This window comes from Chelatococcus reniformis (assembly GCF_014640075.1).
Classification (GTDB): Bacteria; Pseudomonadota; Alphaproteobacteria; order Rhizobiales; family Beijerinckiaceae; genus Camelimonas; species Camelimonas reniformis.
Genome location: NZ_BMGG01000004.1, coordinates 606,508 through 627,718, shown reverse-complemented (window position 1 = coordinate 627,718; position 21,211 = coordinate 606,508). Strand labels below are relative to the sequence as shown.

11 protein-coding genes are annotated in these 21,211 nt (G+C 65.5%); all 11 read right to left on the bottom strand.

Going from position 1 to position 21,211, the window contains the following annotated elements:
- Nucleotides 1-78: 78 nt before the first annotated feature.
- The 11 genes from IEW34_RS13810 to serA all read right to left on the bottom strand — a co-directional run bounded on the left by IEW34_RS13810 (nt 79) and on the right by serA (nt 21,191).
- Nucleotides 79-3,789, bottom strand: a complete 3,711-nt coding sequence (locus IEW34_RS13810) for a glycoside hydrolase family 99-like domain-containing protein (protein ID WP_188609749.1) — start codon at nt 3,787-3,789, stop codon at nt 79-81.
- 176 nt (nt 3,790-3,965) lie between these two features.
- Nucleotides 3,966-5,852, bottom strand: coding sequence for a tetratricopeptide repeat protein (locus tag IEW34_RS13805; protein WP_188609748.1), 1,887 nt, complete (start codon nt 5,850-5,852; stop codon nt 3,966-3,968).
- Nucleotides 5,852-7,198, bottom strand: a complete 1,347-nt coding sequence (locus IEW34_RS13800; RefSeq protein ID WP_188609747.1) for an HlyD family type I secretion periplasmic adaptor subunit — start codon at nt 7,196-7,198, stop codon at nt 5,852-5,854. The genes IEW34_RS13805 and IEW34_RS13800 overlap by 1 nt, the downstream gene beginning before the upstream one ends.
- Nucleotides 7,188-9,422: a peptidase domain-containing ABC transporter gene (locus IEW34_RS13795; protein ID WP_188609746.1), complete on the bottom strand. Its 2,235-nt coding sequence runs from the start codon at nt 9,420-9,422 to the stop codon at nt 7,188-7,190. Before IEW34_RS13795 ends, IEW34_RS13800 begins: the two co-directional genes overlap by 11 nt.
- A gap of 331 nt (nt 9,423-9,753) precedes the next feature.
- Complete coding sequence (locus IEW34_RS13790; RefSeq protein ID WP_188609745.1) at nt 9,754-10,944, bottom strand: calcium-binding protein; 1,191 nt, start codon at nt 10,942-10,944, stop codon at nt 9,754-9,756.
- A gap of 33 nt (nt 10,945-10,977) precedes the next feature.
- Nucleotides 10,978-11,928 carry a hypothetical protein gene (locus IEW34_RS13785; RefSeq protein WP_188609744.1) on the bottom strand — a complete coding sequence of 317 codons (951 nt, stop codon included), beginning with the start codon at nt 11,926-11,928 and terminating at the stop codon, nt 10,978-10,980.
- A gap of 636 nt (nt 11,929-12,564) precedes the next feature.
- Entirely contained in the window at nt 12,565-13,773 is a 1,209-nt protein-coding gene (locus tag IEW34_RS13780; protein WP_188609743.1) for a glycosyltransferase, read from the bottom strand.
- Nucleotides 13,774-13,907: 134 nt separating this feature from the next.
- Nucleotides 13,908-14,597, bottom strand: a complete 690-nt coding sequence (locus IEW34_RS13775; protein WP_244641968.1) for a class I SAM-dependent methyltransferase — start codon at nt 14,595-14,597, stop codon at nt 13,908-13,910.
- Between the two features lie 14 nt (nt 14,598-14,611).
- The gene (locus IEW34_RS13770) at nt 14,612-16,966 is read right to left on the bottom strand and encodes a glycosyltransferase (RefSeq protein ID WP_188609741.1); all 2,355 of its coding nucleotides are present in this window, start codon (nt 16,964-16,966) and stop codon (nt 14,612-14,614) included.
- Nucleotides 16,963-19,518 carry a glycosyltransferase family 2 protein gene (locus tag IEW34_RS13765; RefSeq protein WP_188609740.1) on the bottom strand — a complete coding sequence of 852 codons (2,556 nt, stop codon included), beginning with the start codon at nt 19,516-19,518 and terminating at the stop codon, nt 16,963-16,965. Before IEW34_RS13765 ends, IEW34_RS13770 begins: the two co-directional genes overlap by 4 nt.
- A gap of 434 nt (nt 19,519-19,952) precedes the next feature.
- On the bottom strand, nt 19,953-21,191 hold the full coding sequence (gene serA, locus IEW34_RS13760; protein ID WP_188609739.1) for a phosphoglycerate dehydrogenase: 1,239 nt from the start codon (nt 21,189-21,191) through the stop codon (nt 19,953-19,955).
- Nucleotides 21,192-21,211 lie beyond the last annotated feature (20 nt).

Sequence of the window (21,211 nt, the reverse complement as noted above, 5' to 3'; positions counted from 1 at the left end):
CTCTAAGCCTCCGCCCGCGCGCGCAATCACACCACCGGTCGAGCGTCGGGAACGGCGAGCCGCCCGGGGCGCACCCGGTCAGGACGCCGGCACCAGCCCGAACTGCCGTCTCAGCGATTCGATGTATGTCCGCTGCGCTCGCTCCAGCTGGGGGCCGAGCGCGAAGCGGCTCAGGTGTCGGTGAATCTGCTCGATTTCCGCCAGGTGGGCTGACTCGTCCGTAGCATGGGTCACGCTATCGCCGTGGCGACGATGAATGTTCAAGGCGTCCGCCTTGTAGCCGACCAGCCCCGGTAGCGCACACGCCTCGATATAAAGGCGCCAGTCACCGGCCAGGCGGTAGTCCGCCAGATTCTCCCCACAGCGCGCGAGGGCCGTCGCCAGGACGTCCCTGCGCCACAGCACCGAGCTCACATTGAGAATCGGATTGCGGACGGACAGATAATCCCGGAGGAACTCGGCGCCATTGATCTCCAGATCGGACTGGAGCGCGCCGGGAAACAACGTCTCGTAATAATCCTTGTAGCTGGGACGCAACAGGGCGCCGCTCTCGTCGATCGCCTGGGAATCGCAGAAGGCAAGCAGGACGTCCTCGTTGTCGAACGAGCGAACCAGCGTGCGCAGGAAATCCGGGGCCGCGAGATCGTCGGCTTCCGCAATCCAAACCAGGTCGCCCTGCGCCATGTCGCAGGCACGCTGCCATTGCCGGAAGACACTGCCGGAGTTCTGCGCGTTCTCCACGTAGACGAAGTCCCGCCTCAATGTCTCGGCCAGGCGCTCCACCTCCTCGGGGCTGCCGTCGGTGGAGCAATCATCGAGCACGATGACCTCGAACACGGGGTAGCTCTGCTCGAACACCGACCGCAGCCGGCCTTCAAGGTAGCGTTTATAGTTGTAGTTCGGAACAACGACGGAAATCTTCCAGACACGGCCCATGATCGCCGCGACGTCGAAGGCGTATTTGTCGAACCGATACCCTTTCTCGATGGTCCGCGCGCGGTGCGTCCGCGCCGGCTCGGAGCGCAGGTGCGGGTCATTCAAGGTCCGCAGCACCGTCCGTTCGGCTTCGCCCTGGTCGAGGTAGGGTGTCGTGACGCCCAAAAGCGGATCGGAACGGAGCAGGTCCTTGATGCCACTGCCCCAGTCGAAGGCCACGACCGGTAGCCCGCTCGCCAACGCTTCGAGCACCACCGACGGAAACGGATCCTCCCGCGAACTCAGGAAGAACAGGTCGGCCGCGGCGAGGTAGCTGCCGATATCCTTGGTGAATCCCGCCAGATGGACATTATCGAGCCGCCGCCGCTCGATATCCCGCAGCAGCCAGGGCGAGACCTGGGGATGCACGTCCCCAACCCAGATGAAGTGCACACCGTGCGCGGCCATGCGGGCCGCGAGCTCCACGAAGAAGTCGATCCCCTTGCGAACGTCGCCGTAGCCGACATTGATCACGACGGGAGCATGCGCAGGGATGCCGAGTTGGTGACGGATCTGCTCGCGATCATCCCGGACCGCAGTCGGCGTGTTGTAGAGGCCTTGATGGCGGATGACGGCGCGATGGGCCGCGGCCGGAAAAGCTCGGTCGAGCTCGTCGCGCACATAGGCATTGGGGTAGACAACCACATCACTCGACGCGCAGATCAGTTCATACTGCGTCCGCCCGTGATTGCTCTCGATCACCGTCGGCAGCTCGTGGATCAACGAGCACACGGAAAAGCTATGATCCTTCAGATATTTGGCAATGGCGCCACTGAACACGGTGTTGGTGATGGCAAAGCCGTATCCCGCCGCCTTCAGATCGGCGACAAAGCGTGACAGATCGCTCGCCACGTCACTCGACTCCGCTCCCACGAGCGTCCGGCCCAGAGCCTTGAAGTCGTCCGCGAGATCGCCGCCGCCGACGAGGATGCAGGCCACCTCGTAGCCGAAGCGATGGACCAGGAGCTGGCCCAGATTGAGCAGGATGTACTGCGACCCGGCCGGGAAAGCGTCGTGCCCGACGAGCAGAATCTTGGGCGCGCGCCGCGCCCGCGCGCCTGCCACGGCCTGGGCAAGTGCGTTGAGGTAGGCGTAGCCATAGTGCACGTCCGGCTCCAGATAGGCCCCCTCGCCCCATTCGTTCCAGGCGTTGACGAAGACCAGCGGCTCGCCAAAGAAGGGCTGCGCCTGGGCATGCTTCAGCAGCGTCTCCACCCAGGCGCCGAACTTCTGCGGCGAGCTCTCGTGGATGATGCCGCCGCCCTTCCCCTGGCGTCGCGCATCGTTGTCCCAGCCCGGCAGGGCCGTCTTGATCAGGGGATACTCCCGGCCGCCGCCGGCCCTGGCCGACGCCGACACGAAGTCGTCGTAGGTGCGAACCTGCCCCTCGAAATCGTCATCAAGAACATCGACTGTGGCGTTGATGAGCTCGATGTCCAACGACAGCTTGTGTGGCGGAAACTCGAGAGCGCCGTCAAATCCGTAAGGTCGCGGATCATTATTGTTGAAGGTTTGCGCCATGGCGATGATAGGATCCAGGCCATGATCTTCACGAAACCACCGCCGCCATAGCTTCACGTTTTCCGCGCAGTTGGGCACGATATCCGATCGATACAAGAACAACAGCGGCCGGCCATCGCAGCGCATGTAGCGGGGATCGGCCATGTGCCGCGCCACGTCGGCGACAAATGCCCGAGCCTGGGCCGGGTCGTAGCCCTGCCGGAGCAGGACCTCCTGCTCCATGCCGTCCCACCGCCGCGTCCAGTTCTCGTTGGCCCAGATCAGACAGAACGGAAAATCCAGCGTGGGGTCGTCCAAGTAGGCGTCGACGGGACGCTCAAGCAACCGCTTGCCGTCGAAATTGTAGTAATAGAAGCAGAAGCCGTGGATCCCCGCGCGCTTCGCCAAGGCGACCTGCCGGCGCATGATCCCGGGGTCGGTCAGGTCGTAGAAGCCCAGGTCGCGGGGGATGCGCGGCTGGTAGTGGCCGGCGAATCGGGGCACCCCGCGAGGAATGTTGCGCCACTCGGTGAACCCTGTTCCCCACCACGCGTCGTTCTCGGGAATGGCGTGGTACTGCGGCAGGTAGAACGCCACGACTTTGCCGCGTAGCGCCGTCCCGGGTGCGACGGGGTCGGCCGCGTCCTCGAACAGCGGCCCCGGGTTGCTGAACCTCCTGATCTCGCGGGCGATGCTGGGGCGGTCTGGATCCGGCACCGTCCGCCAACCCGCGTCGACGCCGATCTCGTAGAACGCCTGAATCGGATTCTTCGACCTGTCGTTGCCCAGATAAGTTCGCCACATGTATTCAGCGTTGAACGATCGACATATCCGCCCCTCGAACACGCCTACTCTGAGGTAATGGATGAAGGCATTGACCTTGTATTTCAGTATATCCGGGTTGGACGACACATAGTCTGCCGTGTCGAAATGGCGATTTGGCGCATGCCGGTGCTCGAGTTGCACTGAGAGATAGTGGGCAAGGGCGCATTTGGCATCGAGATCTATGCCATACTGCTGCGCATACCACGCCGCGTCGAAAAACGGCGATGGGTTGCAGCCCTGCCGCTCGCCCCGCGTCAGGTAATGGACGACCGCCTGATCGACACCCTCGCCGGACAGATACTTGCGCGCGTACCAGGCCGGCTCGAAAAAGAGATTCGGCCTGCGACCCTCCCGCATGCCGATCGCGCTGTAGTGCATGCCGGGGTCCAGCCCACGCTCACGCAGATCGCGGTTCTGTCGCAGGTAGAAATCTCGATCGAAGAGTCCCGAGTTCAGCACGTCTTCAGCCTGCTCGGCCGGTCGATTCATCTGCCTGCTCTGATCTGGTGCCGAGCGCCTTCGTTGCCGGACGCCGCCGTCGGGATCATGCTCTAGAGCATTTCTCGATCAGATGGAAACATCGGATCGCATCGAAATGCCCCAAGCCTTTGAATCTGGAACGCTTCTTTCCGATCCGATGAGCCCGGCCGTTCGGGCAACCCGGCTCAAGTTGCCCGAGCCGCCGCGGCGCCGGTGGCCTCCAGCGCAGCCTTCGCCTCGGGCAGGCCCGCATCGGCGGCCTCCTGCATAAACTGCCTGGCGATCTCGTCATTGCCCTTGATGCGGTACTTCTTGGAGACGAGGATGGAGTAGTTGTACTTCGCCACGACGTGGCCTGCCCGTCCCGCCGCCAGGTAATAGTCGCTTCCTTTCTGGACGTCGCGCGGCACCTTTTCGCCGGCACAATACAGCACACCCAGTTGGAACATGGCGTTGACGTGACCGTGATTGGCCGCACGGGCCAGCCAGTGAAGCGCCTGTGCCGTGTCGGCGGAAACCACATTGCCAGTGAGGTAAAGCATGGCCAGGGCGTATTCGGCGTCGATCTGACCGGCTTCCGCCGCGGCCCGGTACCACTCGATCGCCTTGGGGGCGCCCTCCCGCGTCTTGAGCAAGATCGCCCCCAGATGCGTCATGGCCGGCGCGTGGCCCGCGGCGATCGCTTTTTCCAGGAGCACTTTCGCTTTCTGGAGGTCGGGTGGAGGCGTCTCCCGGCGGGCATAGATCTGCGCCAGCAGCGTCGCGGCTTCCGCATTCCCCTGATCGGCGGCGCATTCGAGCCATCTGGCCGCCATGGCCTGATCCCGCTCGATCACCGTGCCCTGCAAATAGGCCAATCCAACCTTGAACTGAGCAACGTCGAGACCTTGCTTAGCTGCCTCGAGGAATCGGCCCAGCGCCTCCGCGAGATCCTTGTCGACGCCATCGCCACGCTCGAGCAGAATGCCCAGGTTGAATTGCGCCACGGCGTGACCGCTGTCCGCGGCACGGCGAAACCAGCGCGCCGCCGTGGCGATCACTTTTGGAACGCCCTCACCCGTGGCATACATGCGGCCCACGACGAATTGGGCATTCTTGTCGCCGGCATCCGCTGCCTTGCGATACCATTTTGCCGCTTCGATCGAATCCCGCTCGGCCCACCGGCCACTGGCCAGCCCTTCGGCCAGACGCATGATCGCGGGAAGGTAATCGGCTCTCGCGGCTTGATAGAGGTGGTTCTGCGCCTTGATCAGGTCGAAGTAGGACCCGCGCTCGGCCGAATGCAGCGCCGCCAGCAAAAAATGGCCCGGCGTGAAGCCCTGCTTCGCGGCCGCCGTGAGCCGGGTGAAGACCTCGGCCTCGTCGTCGACCGACTGACGCTGCATCAGGATCTGCGCGACCGTCGCCTGGGCCGGTGCGTGGCCGAGGTCGCCGGCGCGCCGAAGCCACCTCAGCGCCTTCTTCTCATCCTGCTCGACCCCCCCTTTGCCGAGCCGGTAGAGCTCACCCAAGCCGTAGGCCGCGCCCGCGTTCCGCTTCTCCGCCGCGACCGTGAACCACCGCACCGCCTCTGTGTCCGACTGTGGACCGCCCTTGCCTCGGGCCAGCAACTCGGCCAGCAGGAACGCGGCTTCCGCGTGGCCGGCCTCGGCCGCGGCGGCGAGATGCTTTCGAGCCAGGACGAAAGGGTCCTCGCTCTCTATGCGCGCCCCAAAAATCTTCCCGAGCTCGTTGGCCCGGGCGGGCGATTTCTCGTTGGCCGCGATGTACCAGGCCCGTATGCCGCGGGGTTGCGCCTCCATCCTCATGAGGCACTTGCCGGCGCTGAGATGCGCCACGATGCTTCCCTGCTCCGCCGCGCCCTCATACCACGCGAGCGCATGCGGCAGGCTGGCCTGGGTGCCCTCCCCCTTCTCATGCATCTCCGCAAGGCGCAGCTTGGCCTCCAGCGAGCCGGCCCGGGCCGCCTGGAGATAGGCCGCGTAAGCCGCATAGGGCTTACGCGCCGCCTTCAGGCGGTTGCCCTTGGCAAGACCTCGCAAAGCCCACTTGGCCCGCATGGCTTCCAGCATCAGGGCTCCCGCATGGCTCCGGACACGCTGCGCGACATACCGTCCGTCAGATAGCGGAACAGCGTCCGCGTGCCCACGTGAATGTCCGCGGTCAAAGTCATGCCCGGTATCAGCCGGAACGAATCCGGCACGTTCACGAAGTTCATCTTCGTAATCTTGGCCCGGGCCTTATAGTAAGCCGGAACGGCCTTGCCGGTATCGTCGGTGGTGAAGGAGCCCTCGCTGATCCAGAGCAGCTTTCCTTCGGCGTCGCCGTGGGAAACAAAGTTGAAGGCATCGACCTTGATCGTGGTGCGGTCACCCGCCCGCACGTAGCCCACGTCGGAGGAGGCAATCTCCATCTCCGCCTCGACGGGTGCATTGAGCGGCGCCAACGTCATTAGCACGTCGCCGATCTTGAGCACCGAGCCCACGGAGAGCTCCGATCTACTGAGAACCACCGAGTCCTCGGCGGCCCGGATCTCCACGAGATCCTTCTTCCGGTTCGCCTTCGACAACTGCGACAACGCGGTGTCGCGCGAATTGCGCGCCGTGACGATCTCCTGGCTGAGTTGCGCCTGCCATTGCTGAATGAAGGCATCGCGATCAGCCGTGAGCCCGGCGAGCGAGTGCCGGGCTTCGGCGAGTTGCTGGTGGCCGGCTTCCAGCGTGCGCAGCATCTCGAGGCGTTGATCCGTCGCCGACAGAAGATTGAGCAAGCTGCCGGCCTGCTTCTCGACCAGCGTCGCCCGCATCTCCTCGACCTGCTTGAGGATCTTGTCGCGCTCCTTGTAGCGGGACTCGTCGCCCTGCAACCGCTGCACGGTCGACTGGGCCTGGTTGATCTTCTGCGTATAGCTGTCGACCTGGGCCTTGTACTGGGACAAGCGCTGCTTGTTGAGCCCGCTCTGCAGGGAGATGTAAGGCAACATCGCTGCGGAGGCATCCGCCGGGAACTTCGGCGTCTCACCTTTGCGCTCCGCCTCGGCCCGAATGATCTGCGCGTCCAGGGAGGCGACCTGCTGCTCGAGCTGACCCGCGTCCGCCGTGGCGAAGGTAGGATCGAGGGTCGCCAGCAGTTGGTCCTTGGCCACCTGCTCACCTTCCCTGACGTTGATGCTCTTGATGATGGCCGGATCGAGCGACTGGATCGTCCTCAGGCTCTGAGTAGTCACGATCTTGCCCTTGGTGCTCTCGATCACCCGGTCGAAGGTGAGCACCGTCGACAACGCCAGGCCGCCTGCCAGCAGCAACACGATCGCCCAGACGACGTAGCCCGACCCGGCAGGACCCGTGCCGTAGATGACCCTGTCCGTCTCCGACTGGAAACGGCGAATGACCTGGTCGGTGGCGACCTCACGCGGCATCGCGGCCCCTCAACAGGCGCAGGTTCGGCTCGCTCTGTGTAATGTGGCCGTTCTGCTGGTACCAGAGATCGCTGTAGATCTCGGAGCGAGCCAACAGTTCCTCGTGCGTGCCCATGTCGTTGACCGCGCCCTTCTCCATGACCAGGATCCGGTCGGACCGCGTCAGCGAGGCGAGACGATGGGATATGACGATCACTGTGCGACCCTGACAGATCTTGGCCAGGTTGGCGTTGATGATCGCTTCGCTTTCCGGATCCAGAGCGCTGGTCGCCTCGTCCAGAATGAGGATTCGCGGGTTGGTGATAAGCGCGCGGGCGATCGCCAGTCGCTGCCTTTGGCCACCGGACAGGTTCGATGAGCCCTCGTAGATCATGGTCTCGTAGCTGCGTGGCAGCCGGTCGATGAATTCCTCCGCGCCGGCCAGACGGGCGGCGGTGACAACCTCCTCATAGGTGGCGTCGGGTTTGGTGATCGCGATATTCTCGCGAATGGTGCCACCGAACAGGAAATTGTCCTGCAGCACCACGCCGAGAGACCGGCGCAGATGGTCGACCTCGTACTCGCGGATGTCAACGCCGTCGATCTTGATGAGGCCCTCGAAGTCGGAATGCAGGCGCTGGAGCACCCGGGTGAGCGTCGTCTTCCCGGAGCCGCTGCGTCCCATGATGCCGAGCGTCTGCCCCTGATTGATGGAGAAGGTGACGTCGTCGAGCGCATTGCTGACGGCTCCGGGGTAGCGGAACCGAACGTCGGAGAACTCGATCTCCCCCTTGAGGGGCGCACGGACCCCGTGCCCCGAACGCCCTTCCTCGTCGGGACGGTTCATCAAGGCGCCGACGATGGCCACCGCACTCTTCGTCTGGTCGTACTGCTGCAAGAGTGACCCCAGTCCCCGCAGCGGCGCGCAGACGCGGCTGACCAGGATGTAGAAGGCCATGACCGAGCCGGCCTGCACCGCATCGCCCCCCGCCACGGCGAGGTAGATTGCGATGGCGATCGTGCCGTACTGCATGAAGCGCTCGAGCGGGATGACGACTGTCTCGATGAGGTTGCCGACGAGCCCCTCCTGCAGGCGCGTTCGTGCGGCGTAGGCGACGAGTTGGTCCCATCGGCGGCGCTGACGGGCATCCAGCGACAGCGTCTTGACCGTCCGCATGCCCTGGAGCGTCTCGACGAGGAAAGCCCCACGGTCGCCCTCAGCCTTCATCGCAGCCATCGACCGGGTTCGAAAGACCGGCAGCATCACCGCGATCCACAGCATGATCAGCATGGCGACGCCGATGACCACCACCGTCAGCCAGAAGTCGATGAAGAACATCACCGGCAGGAACACGAACAGCGTGAACGAATCCAACACTGTGCCCAGAAGGGTGCCGGTGAGGAATGTCCGGATCTTCCAGACCTCGGAGATGTCGCGGATGATGATACCGACCGGCGTCCGTTCGAAGACGTCCATCGGCAGGCGCAGCACCTTGTGGAAGATGCGTAGCGACAGCTGCGCGTCGACCTTGGCCGACAGATGCAGGATCAGGGTCTTGCGGACGGCGAGCAACACCATTTCGAACAGGGTGAGGACCACCATGCCGATGCAGAGCGCTGTGAACGTCGACAACGAGTGATGATGGAGCACCCGGTCCAGGAGCAGCCGGATGAACAGCATCGGCGCCAGCGCCAGGAAGCTGAGGAAGATGGCCGCGATGGCGACTTCCCGTACGATCGCCTTCTCGCGGAACACGAGCGAGGCCACGTAGCCGAAGGAAAACGGCCGCTCGGCCTGCTCGGCCGAATAACGCTGCTGAAGAAGGATGACTTCGCCGGTCCACGCCTCCTCGAACTGGAAGCGGTCGACGAGGATCGGCGCGTCCGGCACGGACGGGTCCTTCAGCACGACCTCCGAGGCGCCGGGGGTTTCGCGCGCGGACATAAGGACGAGCGAATAGCCGTTCTTGAGCAGGACGACGGCCGGCAGGGCTTCACGCAGCTTCAACACGCGCGCCCAATCGAGCTTCAGCGACTTGGCACGAAACCCGTATTTTCCGGCGAGCGAGACGAGGTCGGCCGGGCTCAGATCATCGGATGCTAGCGCGTGATCACGGATGATGTCGCCGGCGTCGAGATGAACCCCGATCTGGCGCGCCGCCAGAATAAAGCTCTGCATGAGCGAGCCGCCGCGGCCGTCGGCCGGACCTGCATTCGACTGATCTCTGTCGAGCACTTCAGACATCATCGCTCCTCAGCCACGGCACAGAACGTTGCCGATCAATGTGGCTCCGCAGAGGCATGCTCCGCCAGCGGCAGGGGCAAGTCTGCGCGCTGCCGCACATGTCGGCAAGTCCTGCGCGGCCATCGAATCAAGGGCTCCGCGAGCTGGAGATCCTCTCGATCGGACGGTCTCATCCGATCGATGGGAGTGTTCCAAGTCTTGTATTTGGAGCAGTTCTCACCGGCCGGGCCGTTCTCACCCGATCGGCAATGGACCTACAGCATGAGACAAATAAAGCGGGAGGCCGACCGGCCTCCCGCTTCGCTTTCTGAAATCAGATACTGAGCGAGGCTCAGGATTCCGACGACTTGAAGATGATGTTCTGCACGTCGTAGACGAGGACGCTCTGAGCGGTGTCACCCGAACCGAACTGGTACATGGTGCTGCCGTCCTCGTTGTGGGTGATCGTGGCCTGGTCAGCGGTGTAGTTGTAGAAGCTGACCGTGTCGTCGCCCTCGCCACCCATGATCGTGTTGTTGCCGACACTGCCGACAAAGAACTGATCGGCGCCGTCGCCGCCGACGACCGTGTCGTTACCGCCGCCCGTATCCGAGCTGCTCAGGTAGAACGTGCCCGCATCGGAACCCGTGACCTGGAGGTAGTCGTCGCCAGCGCCGCTGAACAGCGTGTCGCCGCCCTGACCGAAGAGGTCGGTGCCGCCCGTACCGGCGAACAGGTAGCTCTGACCGCCGCCGAACAGGCTATCCTCACCAGCACCGCCGAACAGCGAGTCGGCACCGCCGGTGCTGATCAGCACGTTGTTGCCCTGCACCACCTGAGCCTGGCCGCCGCCCGAACCCAGCACCAGCAGGTCGTGAGCGCCCTCGGCGAGACCGGCGATGAGGACATCCTGGCCCGTGCCGCCGATCAGCGTGTCGGAGCCGCTCTGGCCGAGCAGCGTGTTGTTGCCCTGGAACACCTGGAGGAGGCTGTTGCCGCTGGTGCCGGCGTATGACAGCAGCACCGAGGAGTCACCCTCGTTCAGGCCGCCGAAGATCGTGTTCGAGCCGACAGCCGAAGCACCGAGGTTGCCGTCGGTGACGTAAGCGGTGGCGCCGCCATGAGCCTCGGCAATCTGGTTGGTGCCGGTGCCCGTGATGAGCGTGTCACCCTGGAAGCCGACCAGCGTCTGGAAGTCGCCCGAGCCGCCCTGGACGGTATCCGAACCCTCACCCCAGGCGAGCAGGCCGTAATAGTCAACGTCGCCGGCGTTGAGATAGGAGCCCGCCGGGTCGGTGGCCACCACGTCGATGCGGTAGTTGTCCGCCGTGCCGCCCTCGCCGCCACCCAGGAAGATCGCGCCAGGCGAGAGGGTGTTGAACTCCTGGCTGGAGCCCGCACCACCCTCGGTCACCACAACACCGCTCTCATTGATCACGCCGGTGGCCTGCAGAGCAGCCAGCGTCGCCGCCTGGATGTCCGCCGGACCCGAGGCGCTTACCAGATCTTCGACTTGGGCCGTAGTTAGATCATATGTCGCCATTACTTAACTCCGATTTTGAAATGCACAGGAGTCTCAACGAACACCGGCCGCCCGGAACACCTTGATGCGGCCACCATCCGAATTGGATGCCGCAGGCGGATTTTGCGCCGCAGCAAATGCAGGAGAAGAAGAAGCGTTGACACCGCCGGCAAAGCTTGACGCTCCGGACGGAGCCGAGCCGGCAAACCCCGCCGCGACCGGAGCCATGGCCGCGACAGCAAACTCGGGCTGCGCCCGCGTGAGCGCAAACCGCAACCCGACGAGTGCGTCGCGGGGAGACGGCGCTACGAACTCGAGCTCGACGCCCGTCTTGCGATCGATCGACGCACCCAGATAGAGCGCCTCTGCGTCAATCTCGTAACGATCCGGGCCGGAACTCGCCAGCCGGAACCGCACACCGTTCAGCGGCCGCGCGCGCCCCCGTGTTCCAGCAAACGTCCCCGCTGGCATCCAGGCCGACCACCCCTCCGAGAAGCCGGCGAGCAGAACCTGATACTCCAACCGGAACGGAGAGCTCGGCGCGAGATCGATCTGCAACCCTTCGATGGGCGCAGGCGCAGCTGGACCAGCCACCCACTCGCCCGGCTGCCCGACGACATCGCCGCGGCGGGAGACATGAAGCAGAAGCCGAGCCAGAGCAGGGGCGGACACCGCCGGCTGGACTGAGCCGCGCATGCCGGCGCCCGCCGGCGAGGCGGGCAGCGGGGGCGAAGACCGCTGGACCGGAACCGCCATTGTCGCAGGAGGCGCGACCGCCGCAGGAGACGCAACCGCAACGCCCTTCGGCCCAAGTCGCTCGAGGGCAAGATTGGAGTCGGTCGGCCCGCCAGCGTAACGCGGATGCACGAAGACATCCAACGTACCCGCGTCCGCCGCGACGATCACCGCGACATCGCCGGGAGACGCCAGCTCGCCGGGCCGGTAGCCCGGCGCGGGAATAATTTGGATCGCGGCCGCGAACTGCGGCGAGGGCGCGAAGCTCACCCGGGGCGCCTTCGACGCGTCAGGGCAGGAAGCGTAGCGAAGCACGTAAAGACCGCGCTCCACCGATACGACCGTCCGCCGTTGTGCCCCCGCGTCGAACACTCAGTGCCCCCGTCGTTCGCTGCCGCATCGCGACATAATTCGAATGTGGCCGGACGATAGCCGTAACGATATCCCGGAGTCAATCCATTTCTCCGCCAGACGGAGAGGCGCAAGCGTCATATTATAGTCAAAATTCGCACAATTCATGATCAATCAAGTATAAATTTCTATAGAGCGGGCGCTATCGACGTTCATTCTCGGCGCCTATTCAATTAGAGCCCAACATAAATTGGCGAAGAGCGACAATTTCTGAAAATTTTTAATCTAATCAACCGGTATTTCCGGGAAAATACTTTCGAATTTTAACTAAAGTACGCCGGGATTGTTTTTTGCAGCGCAACATCCCTAAAGGGGACACATGCAGGGCGAAGTAGTTTCATTCTCGGCCAATTCCGACGCCTTTCGTCAAGGAGCCCGAAAGCCATCAACAACCGACTGAATCCACTCATATTTTTGCCAAGTCTAGAATTTAGGCGCGAGAGCAACCGCAGTCCTCTCGCACAGCTCTGCCCAAAAAGCAGCCAGCAGCAATCGTCACAAACGCGTGAGCAGAGACATCAACCGCGGAACGCAGACCGTGGCCTTGTCGTAGCCGTCTAAGATGCGCTGTCGGGCTCGTTGCCGCATGCCGTCGAACGCCTGGCCCTTCTCGAGAACGGCGACGACCTGGGCGGCAATGGCGCTGGGTTCGAAGAAGGGCACCAGCAGGCCCTCCCCCCCGCGCACGATCTCCCGCACCGGCGGCGTGTCCGAGCCGATGACGGCGCAGCACGCGCTCATGGCCTCCAGCAGCGACCACGACACGACGAACGGATAGGTGAGATAGACGTGGGCGCTGGAGATCTGGAGCAACGACAGATAGTGCTCGTAGGCCAGATGTCCGACGAAATGGATGCGACTCATGTCGAGCCTGCCCTCCACCTCGCCGAGAAAGACCTCCTTCCAGGACCGTCCGCCGCGCGCCCGCAGGCCGTAGGGCGTCACCGTGTCGCCGACGATGACAATCTCGGCCTTTGGCTGCGCCCGCTGGATCTCGGGCAATGCGCGCATGAAGACGTGGAAGCCGCGCAAGGGCTCGAGCGCGCGTGCCACGAAGGTCACGACTTCGTCGTCGCGCGTCAACCGGCGGCCCGACGCCAGTTCGAACGTGGCGCCCGGATTGGGGGCCACGATCGCGGTATCAATGCCTTCGTGGATCACCTGAATCTTGGCCTGGAGCTCGGGCGGATAGGTGGAGCGCTGCCATTGCGTGGGCGATATGCCGATATCGGCGTCCGCCAGAGCCAACAGTTGCGAGGCGTTGCGCGCATTGAGGCCGACCATGCCGTCGACCCCGTAGGACGGGAACTCTGGATCGAAGCCGACGTCGAGTCCGCGGCTGCGGTAGTAGAACTCGCTGTAGACGACGATCCTGGCCCTCGGGAACATTTCCCGCAATGGTATGGTCTCGCCCCAGCCACTGTGGCCGACGATGACATCCGGCTCAAAGCCACTGCTGCGCAACTTGGTCGCTGCGTAGATCACCTCTTCGGCGCGGCGACATTCGGCATCGAAGCGCCGCGCGAAGGTGTGCGCCTGGGACGAGGGACCTTCGGCACGATAGCGCTCGAGTCTCACGCCTTCGACGTCCCTCGCCGTCCAGGTGCCGATGGCGGCGACACGGACGCCGGCGATCTTGGCGAGGGCCGGTGCGACATGGCGGAATTGTGCCGGAAAATTATTGTGTACGAACAGAACGTTCATCGGAACCTGAGCCGGCTCGCATGGAGTGGTTGTACTGTTCCCGCGCCCGCTGCGGGGCGCAAGAGCCCCCGCCCGTGCTCAGCGCGCCGTCCGCGCGGAAGGGGGCCGTCCGTGGCGAAGGGCTGCTCGCAGCGCTACGCGCTGGCCGAGCCGGCTTCGATCTGCTCCGCCAGCCGCGCCTGCGCGGTCCCCCTCAGCGTGACGTAAACCTCCGCGAGATCGGCGCGGGGCATGAGGCCGAGAGCCCATAGGTCCCAAGCCGGTCCGGCGGCCACCCGCGCTTCGGCAAAACCGGCCTCGAGAATCAGCCGGCCGAGACGCTTCGCGGTGAAGCCCGTGTTGTGCGCCATGAACTCGTTGCCGCTCTCGATGGATTTCGAGTGGCCGAAGAGCATGTCGAGCGGCGTGATCGGACCGGCGGGCGACATGTAGGCGACGTTATCGAGGTCGTCGGCGATGACCATCTGACAGACCCGTTCGAGATCCGGGCAAGTGATGAGGGCAAAGCCGGTATCCGCCAGCACCCGGCGGAACTCCTGTAGCGCCGGGACGACCTCGTGCGCGTAGAGATGCTCGACATTGTGCGACGACCAGACCGCGTCGAAGCTGCCGTCGGCCACGAGCCCGCGCATGTCGGTCATCGACCCGACCAGATCGGGCAGCACGCGTGGGTCGATGTCGAGGCGGACCTCGTCCCAGCCACCGCCGTGGAACGCGGCGTGCAGGCGGCCGGAAAGGGCCGGACCGGAGCCGACGTTCAGGACGCGCCTGATCCTCGCGGGCTGGACCCGGCGCTCCGGGGAGTAAGCCGTTGCGGCGGTCACGTCAGGAAAAGCAGTCATTCCATGGTCCTTCGCAGCGGCTCGTCGACGGACGGGGCTGCCCAGGCGCGGGGCGACAGCCCGCGCGGCGGCCAAGCCAACGCTGTGTACGGGTCGGGATCGAGCCCCAGAATTGGGTTGTAGAGCATGTCAGTGGCGAGCTGGTCATACCAGTTTAGTCGTAGCGCCGCCAATTCACGTCGCAACCGCTCGGATTTCGGCCGCGCCAGGTCCGCCCCCCGGCTGCTGGATTCGTTGTGGATCAGCCGCGCATGCGGCGTGAAGACCGTCCGCAGGCCGGCTCGGCTCAGCCGCAGGCAATAGTCGACATCGTTGAAATTGACCGAGAACTGGGTTTCATCGAGCCCGCCGAGCTCACGATAGAGCGATCTGCGGGTCATCAGGCATGCACCCGTCACGGCACTGCATTGATGCGCCACCAGCAGCAGGTCGGCGTAACCCGGATCGCCCAACATCAATCCGGTGTGGGCGTGCCCGGCCGCAAAGCTCTGGCCGAGGACGACGCCACCGTGCTGAACGACGCGGCTGGGCCACGCCAGCAAGGCGCCGACGGCACCGACCCGCGGTTCGGCCAGCCGGCTCGCCATCTCGTCCAGCCAGTCCTCGTCGAGCGCCTCGACATCGTTGTTGAGCAGGCAGATCAGTTCGGTGGTCGCTCGCTCCACGGCCCGATTGTTCAGCCGCGAGAAGTTGAACTCGCCGGTCACCCGTTCCACCGTCGCGCCATTGGCGGCGAGCGCGCGGAGGTAGGCGAGCGTATCGTCGTCGTCGCTGTCGTTGTCGACGACGAGCAGCCGCGCGCGCCCGGCCCGGATCAGCGGCGTCACCGAATCGATGCAGGCGCTGAGCAGGTCCAGCCGGTTGCGCGTTGGAATGATCAGCGTCACCGGCTCGGCCGGCGCTTGCCGCCGCACGCGGACGCACGGAAAAATCGGGCCCTGGCCCACGTCCAGCGCGCACGGCACACCGCGGCTCTCGAGGTGGGCCGCGACTGCGTCCCGCAACGCGTCCGCGGCCAGCAGGGGCTCGACGTGGGCAACCGGTCCCGGAACGTGGACAGCCAATTCCTCGGGCGGCAACTCGGCGGCGAAGGGCGCGAGCGCCAGTGCAAACAGCGAGGATGCCCCTTGCTGTAAGGCCGACGACAGGGCATCGGCCCGCAAGACGAAGAGCGACGCCGGATAGCCCTGCTCGAGCAGGCGCTCGTAGTCGAAGGCCGGGAAGGCGATGGGCAGGCGCCGACCGTCGCGCCCGGGGATGGTCACGTCGCCGTAGGCCAGGACGGCGTCAGGGCTCTCCATGATCGCCGCGGCAAGGCGGCCGAGCCCGTTCGGCTCCAACTCGGTGCCCATGCGCATGAGCACGACCGCGGCGCTGTTGCGGCCCTCCGTCCTCAGGAACTCGGCCAGGTCGCCCGGATCGAAGCAGATGCCGTCAGGGCTCGCGATGGCGCCGGCAACCCAGTTCGTCAACGTCTGGCGTTCCAGACTGCGCGACGTCCGATCGAGCTCGGCCTCGGCGTTGCCGATGACGACCACCGCGATCGCACCATCACCCGGCTTGCCGTCGTGGCGCAGGAATCGCTTGGCCCAGCTGGCATATTCGGCAAACGGCAGCGATTGTGGCACGATCCGGTCGATGAGCCTGGCGCGAACATTCTCACCCGTCTCGTCGCCGGGATAGCCGAGCGCGTCCGCGAGGGCATCGGGGAAGGCGATGAGGCTGAGCGGGCTGCCGCCGAGTTCCTCGCCCTGGCCCGAGAAGACGCGCACCACCTTCGGCCGGCCGTCGGCGACCTCGCGCGGCAGGTGCACATCAAAGCCCGGCACGGCCTCGTGACTGGTGACCCTGGTCACATGCGACCAGCGGTTGGGAGCGCATTCCAGCACGCATTCGCCATCGACGGCGAAGCGAAGCCATGGGGTCGTGCGGCTCGGACCAACCCATCCGGCAAGGCGCAGGCCGCCCTGCCATTGCACCTGCCCGACCGGGGTGAAGACGTCCTTCTCGCGCCCGGGCAGACGGAAGCGGCGTAGCGACTCGTGCGTGTTGGCGACGCGCACCTCGACCTCGGCCTGCAGCTCGCTCGACGGCAGCTGCGCCCAGAAGCCGTAGCACCCGTCTCCCTCACGCGCGCGCCACAGTTCGTCGACGAACTGGTTCGCCAGGATCACATCGACGATGATGCCGTCGACGGTCAGCTCCAGCACCCAACGCCGCCCGGGATCGCTCGGGGCGAACACGTAGCCCGACACGGATTCGCCGTCGACCAGGCTCACCCGCCAGCGCAGCCCCGATGCTCGCCCTGTGCTGGCGAGGTCCGGCGTGATGACGCTCCGCAATTCGTTCATAGGTCTAGGAACCAACGCGTGATTTCCCCGGCTGCCCGCTCCCCGCAGAGGCGGGGATCGAGGGCGAGATCGGCCCCGTCGACCTTCGTTGCGCCGAACGAGAAATCGAAGAAGGCCTTGGGCGGGCACTGGCCGGCGGCGAACGTGTCGGGCAGGGCGAGGCCGTCACGGTAGGGCAGCACGAGCGCCTTCAAGCCGAAGTGCCGCTTGGCGTGCAGCAGATCGTCGGCGCCATAACGGCCGGCGACGAAGACGTTGCCCAGGCCCATGACCGCAAGGTCCGAGAGGGTCTGGCCGAACACGACGATCTGACCATCGTATCCATGCGCCCGAAACGATGAGGACAGGGACGCGATCAGCCGCGTGGCCTCGCTGCTGGCCGCCGGGACCACGACGCCAAGCGCCCGGCCGTCGCCCCGCGGTGCCCGGTCGGCCGGCGCAAAGGTGTCGACCAGCTTGGCGGATGCTCCGGCGCCGAGAAAGCGCCGCACGAACGCCGCCGTCACCCGGTCGAGGGGGATGATATGATCGGCGAGCGACAGCATCTGGTCGAGGCGGCGGCCGGAGCCGGCCATGGGGCCGACGTCGATGGCGGCTTGATAGGCATCGAGACAGCCATCACACACCGTCCGCCGATCGGACGCGATCCGGCAGGGCTCGGTTCCGGCCCTGAACGACGGCGCGAGAATCCGGCCGTCGGCGATGACCCAGTCGATCGGCTTGCCCATCGACAACAGGATGTCCCAGACCGGCGGCGGCAAGCTGAGCGGGTCGGACAGCTCGATCCGCGCCGGATCCAGGCGTTCCAGGTACGCGGCGAGTTCCTCCAGTCCGTCGGAAGCCCCGAGGGCGAACGACAGCGATTGCGGTGCCTCGCCGGCAGCGCCGGTGAGGGCCAGCCGCGTCCCCTGCTCCTCGCTGGCGCAGACCACGCGGCTGCCGTCCGCCCGCATCCGCGCGATGCGGTCGTCCAGCAACACGCGGCCCGGCCCCTGTCCGGCGACGTGCAGGACGTCGACGCCGCCCGGAACGACCAGCCGAGCGATAGCCTCCCGCGCCGGTCGCAGGGGGTCCAATTCCAAGTAGACGGCGCATTCGAGCCGGTAGTCGGGGAAACGCGTGGCCAGCACCGTCAGGTTGTGCACGACCAGGTCGCGCTTGGCGTGATTGAACGAGCGTGAGCCGAGGTGACCGACGTAGACGCCGGTCGCGCAGACGTTACGGAAGCCGAGCGCCTTGGCTCTGAGGCAAAAATCGACATCCTCGTAATAGCCCTTGCCGTAGCCTTCGGCGAGCCCTCCCAGCCTGTCCAGACAGGCCGCGGTGATGAACATGCAAAACCCCACGCCGTTCGGCGCATCGACGACGCCCGTGCCGTTCGCGGCAGCGGCGGCCTTGTCCCATGCCTCGACCTCGGCAAGCCCGCCGATGGGATTGACCACGTTCTTCTCAGGCAGGCTGAACAGGTCTCCGTTGTTGGACCAGGGCGTGACGGTGCCGATCGCGGGGGTGCCGTAGGCCGCCTCGCCGAGGCGGACGAGCGCGGTTGACGGCAAGAGCGTGTCGGCGTTGACGAGGACGACGTCCTCTCCCTCGCTCCGCTGCCTGAGCGCCCGATTGACCGATGCGGCGAAGCCACGGTTGCCATGGTTCGACAGCAACTCGATGTCGCCGCGCGCGGCGAGCGCCTCGACCAGATCCTTGATCGCCGGATTGGGGCTGGCATCGTCGATCACGACGATGCGGTGGCGCATGGGGCCTAAATCCTGGCGCAGGAGCGACTCCAGGCAATCGCGCGTCGCCTCGTAGTCCTCATAGACCGGGACGACGATCATCAGTGCCGTGACCGATGACTTGCCAACCTCGGCGTCGCCGAAGCGGGGCTCCGGTGCAAGGCCGAGCTCCCGCTCGACCGGATAGGGCACGTCCCGATCCTGGATCCGGAAGCTGACCTTGCATTCTCCCAGGAAGTCGAGGTCGACATCCAGCAGGCAGGCGTTGTGGCCCTGGGACAGCGGGTGGGCGGGATCGCGTTCGAGGAGACGGGCGGCGTGGAAACCGACGCCGTGGCACTGGAAGGTAGCGGCCGCAGATCCCGGCCAGCAAACCCATCCGCGCATTTTGGCGCCGGCACGACAGAGCTGGGCGACGACCGGCTCTCCGAGGGCAAACAGCGTCTCGACAGCCTCCAGGCGGTTGGCCGCCGTCGCCGTCAGGGATCTGAGCAGCGCCCAGGCCGCCCGCCGCCTGGCTGCGGCATCTGGCGACCGCAGCAGCCGCACGGCAACCAAGGGGTCGGCCGGGTCCATCTGAATCGCTGTCGCCAAGTCCGCTTGCGCCGCTTCGACGTTGCCCAGCTTGTGGAGCGCTTCGGCTCGCAGCAGATAGTCGCGCGCGGTGGCGCGTCTGGACACACGGCACCGGCGATCGGCAAAGCGGAACGCCGCGGCCGCATCGCCCCGGTTCAAGGCCGAGGCGGCGCCCAGGGTCAGCATGTCGGCGTGGCGGCTGGCGCTCAGCAGGGCGCCGGACGGCTCACTCAATTCAGCCATGACGTCGCCGGCGCGCTGGGGTAACTCGGTTCGAACCGTGGCGGCGCATCCGCCCTCTCCCTCCGTGGAACCCCCGGGCGATTCCGACCGGGCCGTCCCGCTTGACCAGCAGCCCCGGCGCCGCCAGGCTCATGGCCTAGAACATTTCTCGATCAGATGGAATCGCCCGACGGCTCCAAGCCCTTGAATCTGGCTCGGTTATCTCCGAGCGGTGTTTTCGATCGATCGGCATGTCGGCATGCGCTCGCAAAAGCCCGCGCACGGCGCGCAGGCAACCGCTCGTCACCGGTCATCGGGCGCAGTCGCCTCCCCGACCAGCCCAACCGCAACCAACCGTGCACCTGCCCGCCCTGTTCGACCGAATCGCCACGGCGGGCCAGCCTTGATCAACTAAAGCGGCAAGGCAAGACGCGCCGCCGAGCCAACGGGTGCCGTCAATACAGGAGGCGAGCCCGCAGCGTTCCATCGATGGCCCGGATGTCGTCCAGCACCTCCTGGGTCGATTCGCGCAGACCCTCGGCCTCGATCACGACGTAGCCGATCTCACCGTCGGTCTGCAGATACTGCGCCGCGATGTTGAGCCCGCGGGCTGAGAACACCTCGTTCAACTTCAAGAGTATGCCGGGAACGTTGCGATGCACGTGGATGAAGCGCGTGCCGGTCGGCCGCGTGGGCAGCTGCACCTGTGGGAAGTTGACGGCGCCCACGGTGGAGCCCACGTCGGAATAGTCGAGCAGCTTGCGGGCGACTTCGGTGCCGATGCGCTCCTGCGCCTCGACCGTGGAGCCGCCGACGTGCGGCGTGAGGATGACGTTGTCGAGACCCTGCAGCGGCGTGCTGAACTGCTCGGCGTTGGAGCCCGGTTCGCGTGGGAACACGTCGATCGCGGTGCCGGCCAGGTGCCCATCGCGCACCGCGGCGGCCAGCGCTTCGAGATCGACAACGTGGCCCCGCGCATTGTTGATCAGATAGGCGCCGGGCTTCATGCCGCGAATCTGCGCCTCGCCGATCATGCCGCGTGTGGCCAGCGTGTCGGGCACATGCAGGCTCACCACGTCGCTGATGGCGAGCAGCGTCTCCAGGCTGTCCACCGGCTCCGTGTTGCCATGGCGGAGCTTGTCGGTGACGTCGTAGAAGACGACCCGCATGCCCATGGCCTCGGCCAGGTTCGACAGCTGGCTGCCGATGTTGCCGTAGCCGACGATGCCGAGCGTTTTGCCGCGCACCTCGAAGCTGGCCGTCGCCGATTTGTCCCAGCCGCCCGCGTGGGCGGCGCGCGAGCGCGGCGCGATTCGCCGCATCAGCATGATGATCTCGCCGATCACCAGCTCGGCCACGCTGCGGGTGTTGGAGAAGGGCGCGTTGAAGACCGGGATCCCCCGCCGCTGCGCCGCGTCCAGATCGACCTGGTTGGTGCCCACGCTGAAGCAGCCGACCGCGATCAGCCGGTCGGCGGCCTGGAACATCGGCTCGGTCATCTGGGTGCGCGAGCGGATGCCGAGCAGGTGGACGCCTTGCAGCGCCGCCTTCAGCGCATCACCGTCGAGCGCCTTGGCCAACCGCTCCAGGTTGGTGTAGCCGGCCGAACGCATGAGCTCGACCGCGCTGTCGTTGATGCCCTCCAGCAGCAGGACGCGGATCTTATCCTTGGCAAGGGAGAGAGGCTGGGACATGGGGACCTCGTTCGCTCGTC

Bases quoted from the DNA above. Each gene is read 5' to 3' on its own strand.
- IEW34_RS13810 (WP_188609749.1), bottom strand. From the start codon at position 3,789: ATGAATCGACCGGCCGAGCAGGCTGAAGACGTGCTGAACTCGGGACTC.
- IEW34_RS13805 (WP_188609748.1), bottom strand. From the start codon at position 5,852: ATGCTGGAAGCCATGCGGGCCAAGTGGGCTTTGCGAGGTCTTGCCAAG.
- IEW34_RS13800 (WP_188609747.1), bottom strand. From the start codon at position 7,198: ATGCCGCGTGAGGTCGCCACCGACCAGGTCATTCGCCGTTTCCAGTCG.
- IEW34_RS13795 (WP_188609746.1), bottom strand. From the start codon at position 9,422: ATGTCTGAAGTGCTCGACAGAGATCAGTCGAATGCAGGTCCGGCCGAC.
- IEW34_RS13790 (WP_188609745.1), bottom strand. From the start codon at position 10,944: ATGGCGACATATGATCTAACTACGGCCCAAGTCGAAGATCTGGTAAGC.
- IEW34_RS13780 (WP_188609743.1), bottom strand. From the start codon at position 13,773: ATGAACGTTCTGTTCGTACACAATAATTTTCCGGCACAATTCCGCCAT.
- IEW34_RS13770 (WP_188609741.1), bottom strand. From the start codon at position 16,966: ATGAACGAATTGCGGAGCGTCATCACGCCGGACCTCGCCAGCACAGGG.
- IEW34_RS13765 (WP_188609740.1), bottom strand. From the start codon at position 19,518: ATGGCTGAATTGAGTGAGCCGTCCGGCGCCCTGCTGAGCGCCAGCCGC.
- serA (WP_188609739.1), bottom strand. From the start codon at position 21,191: ATGTCCCAGCCTCTCTCCCTTGCCAAGGATAAGATCCGCGTCCTGCTG.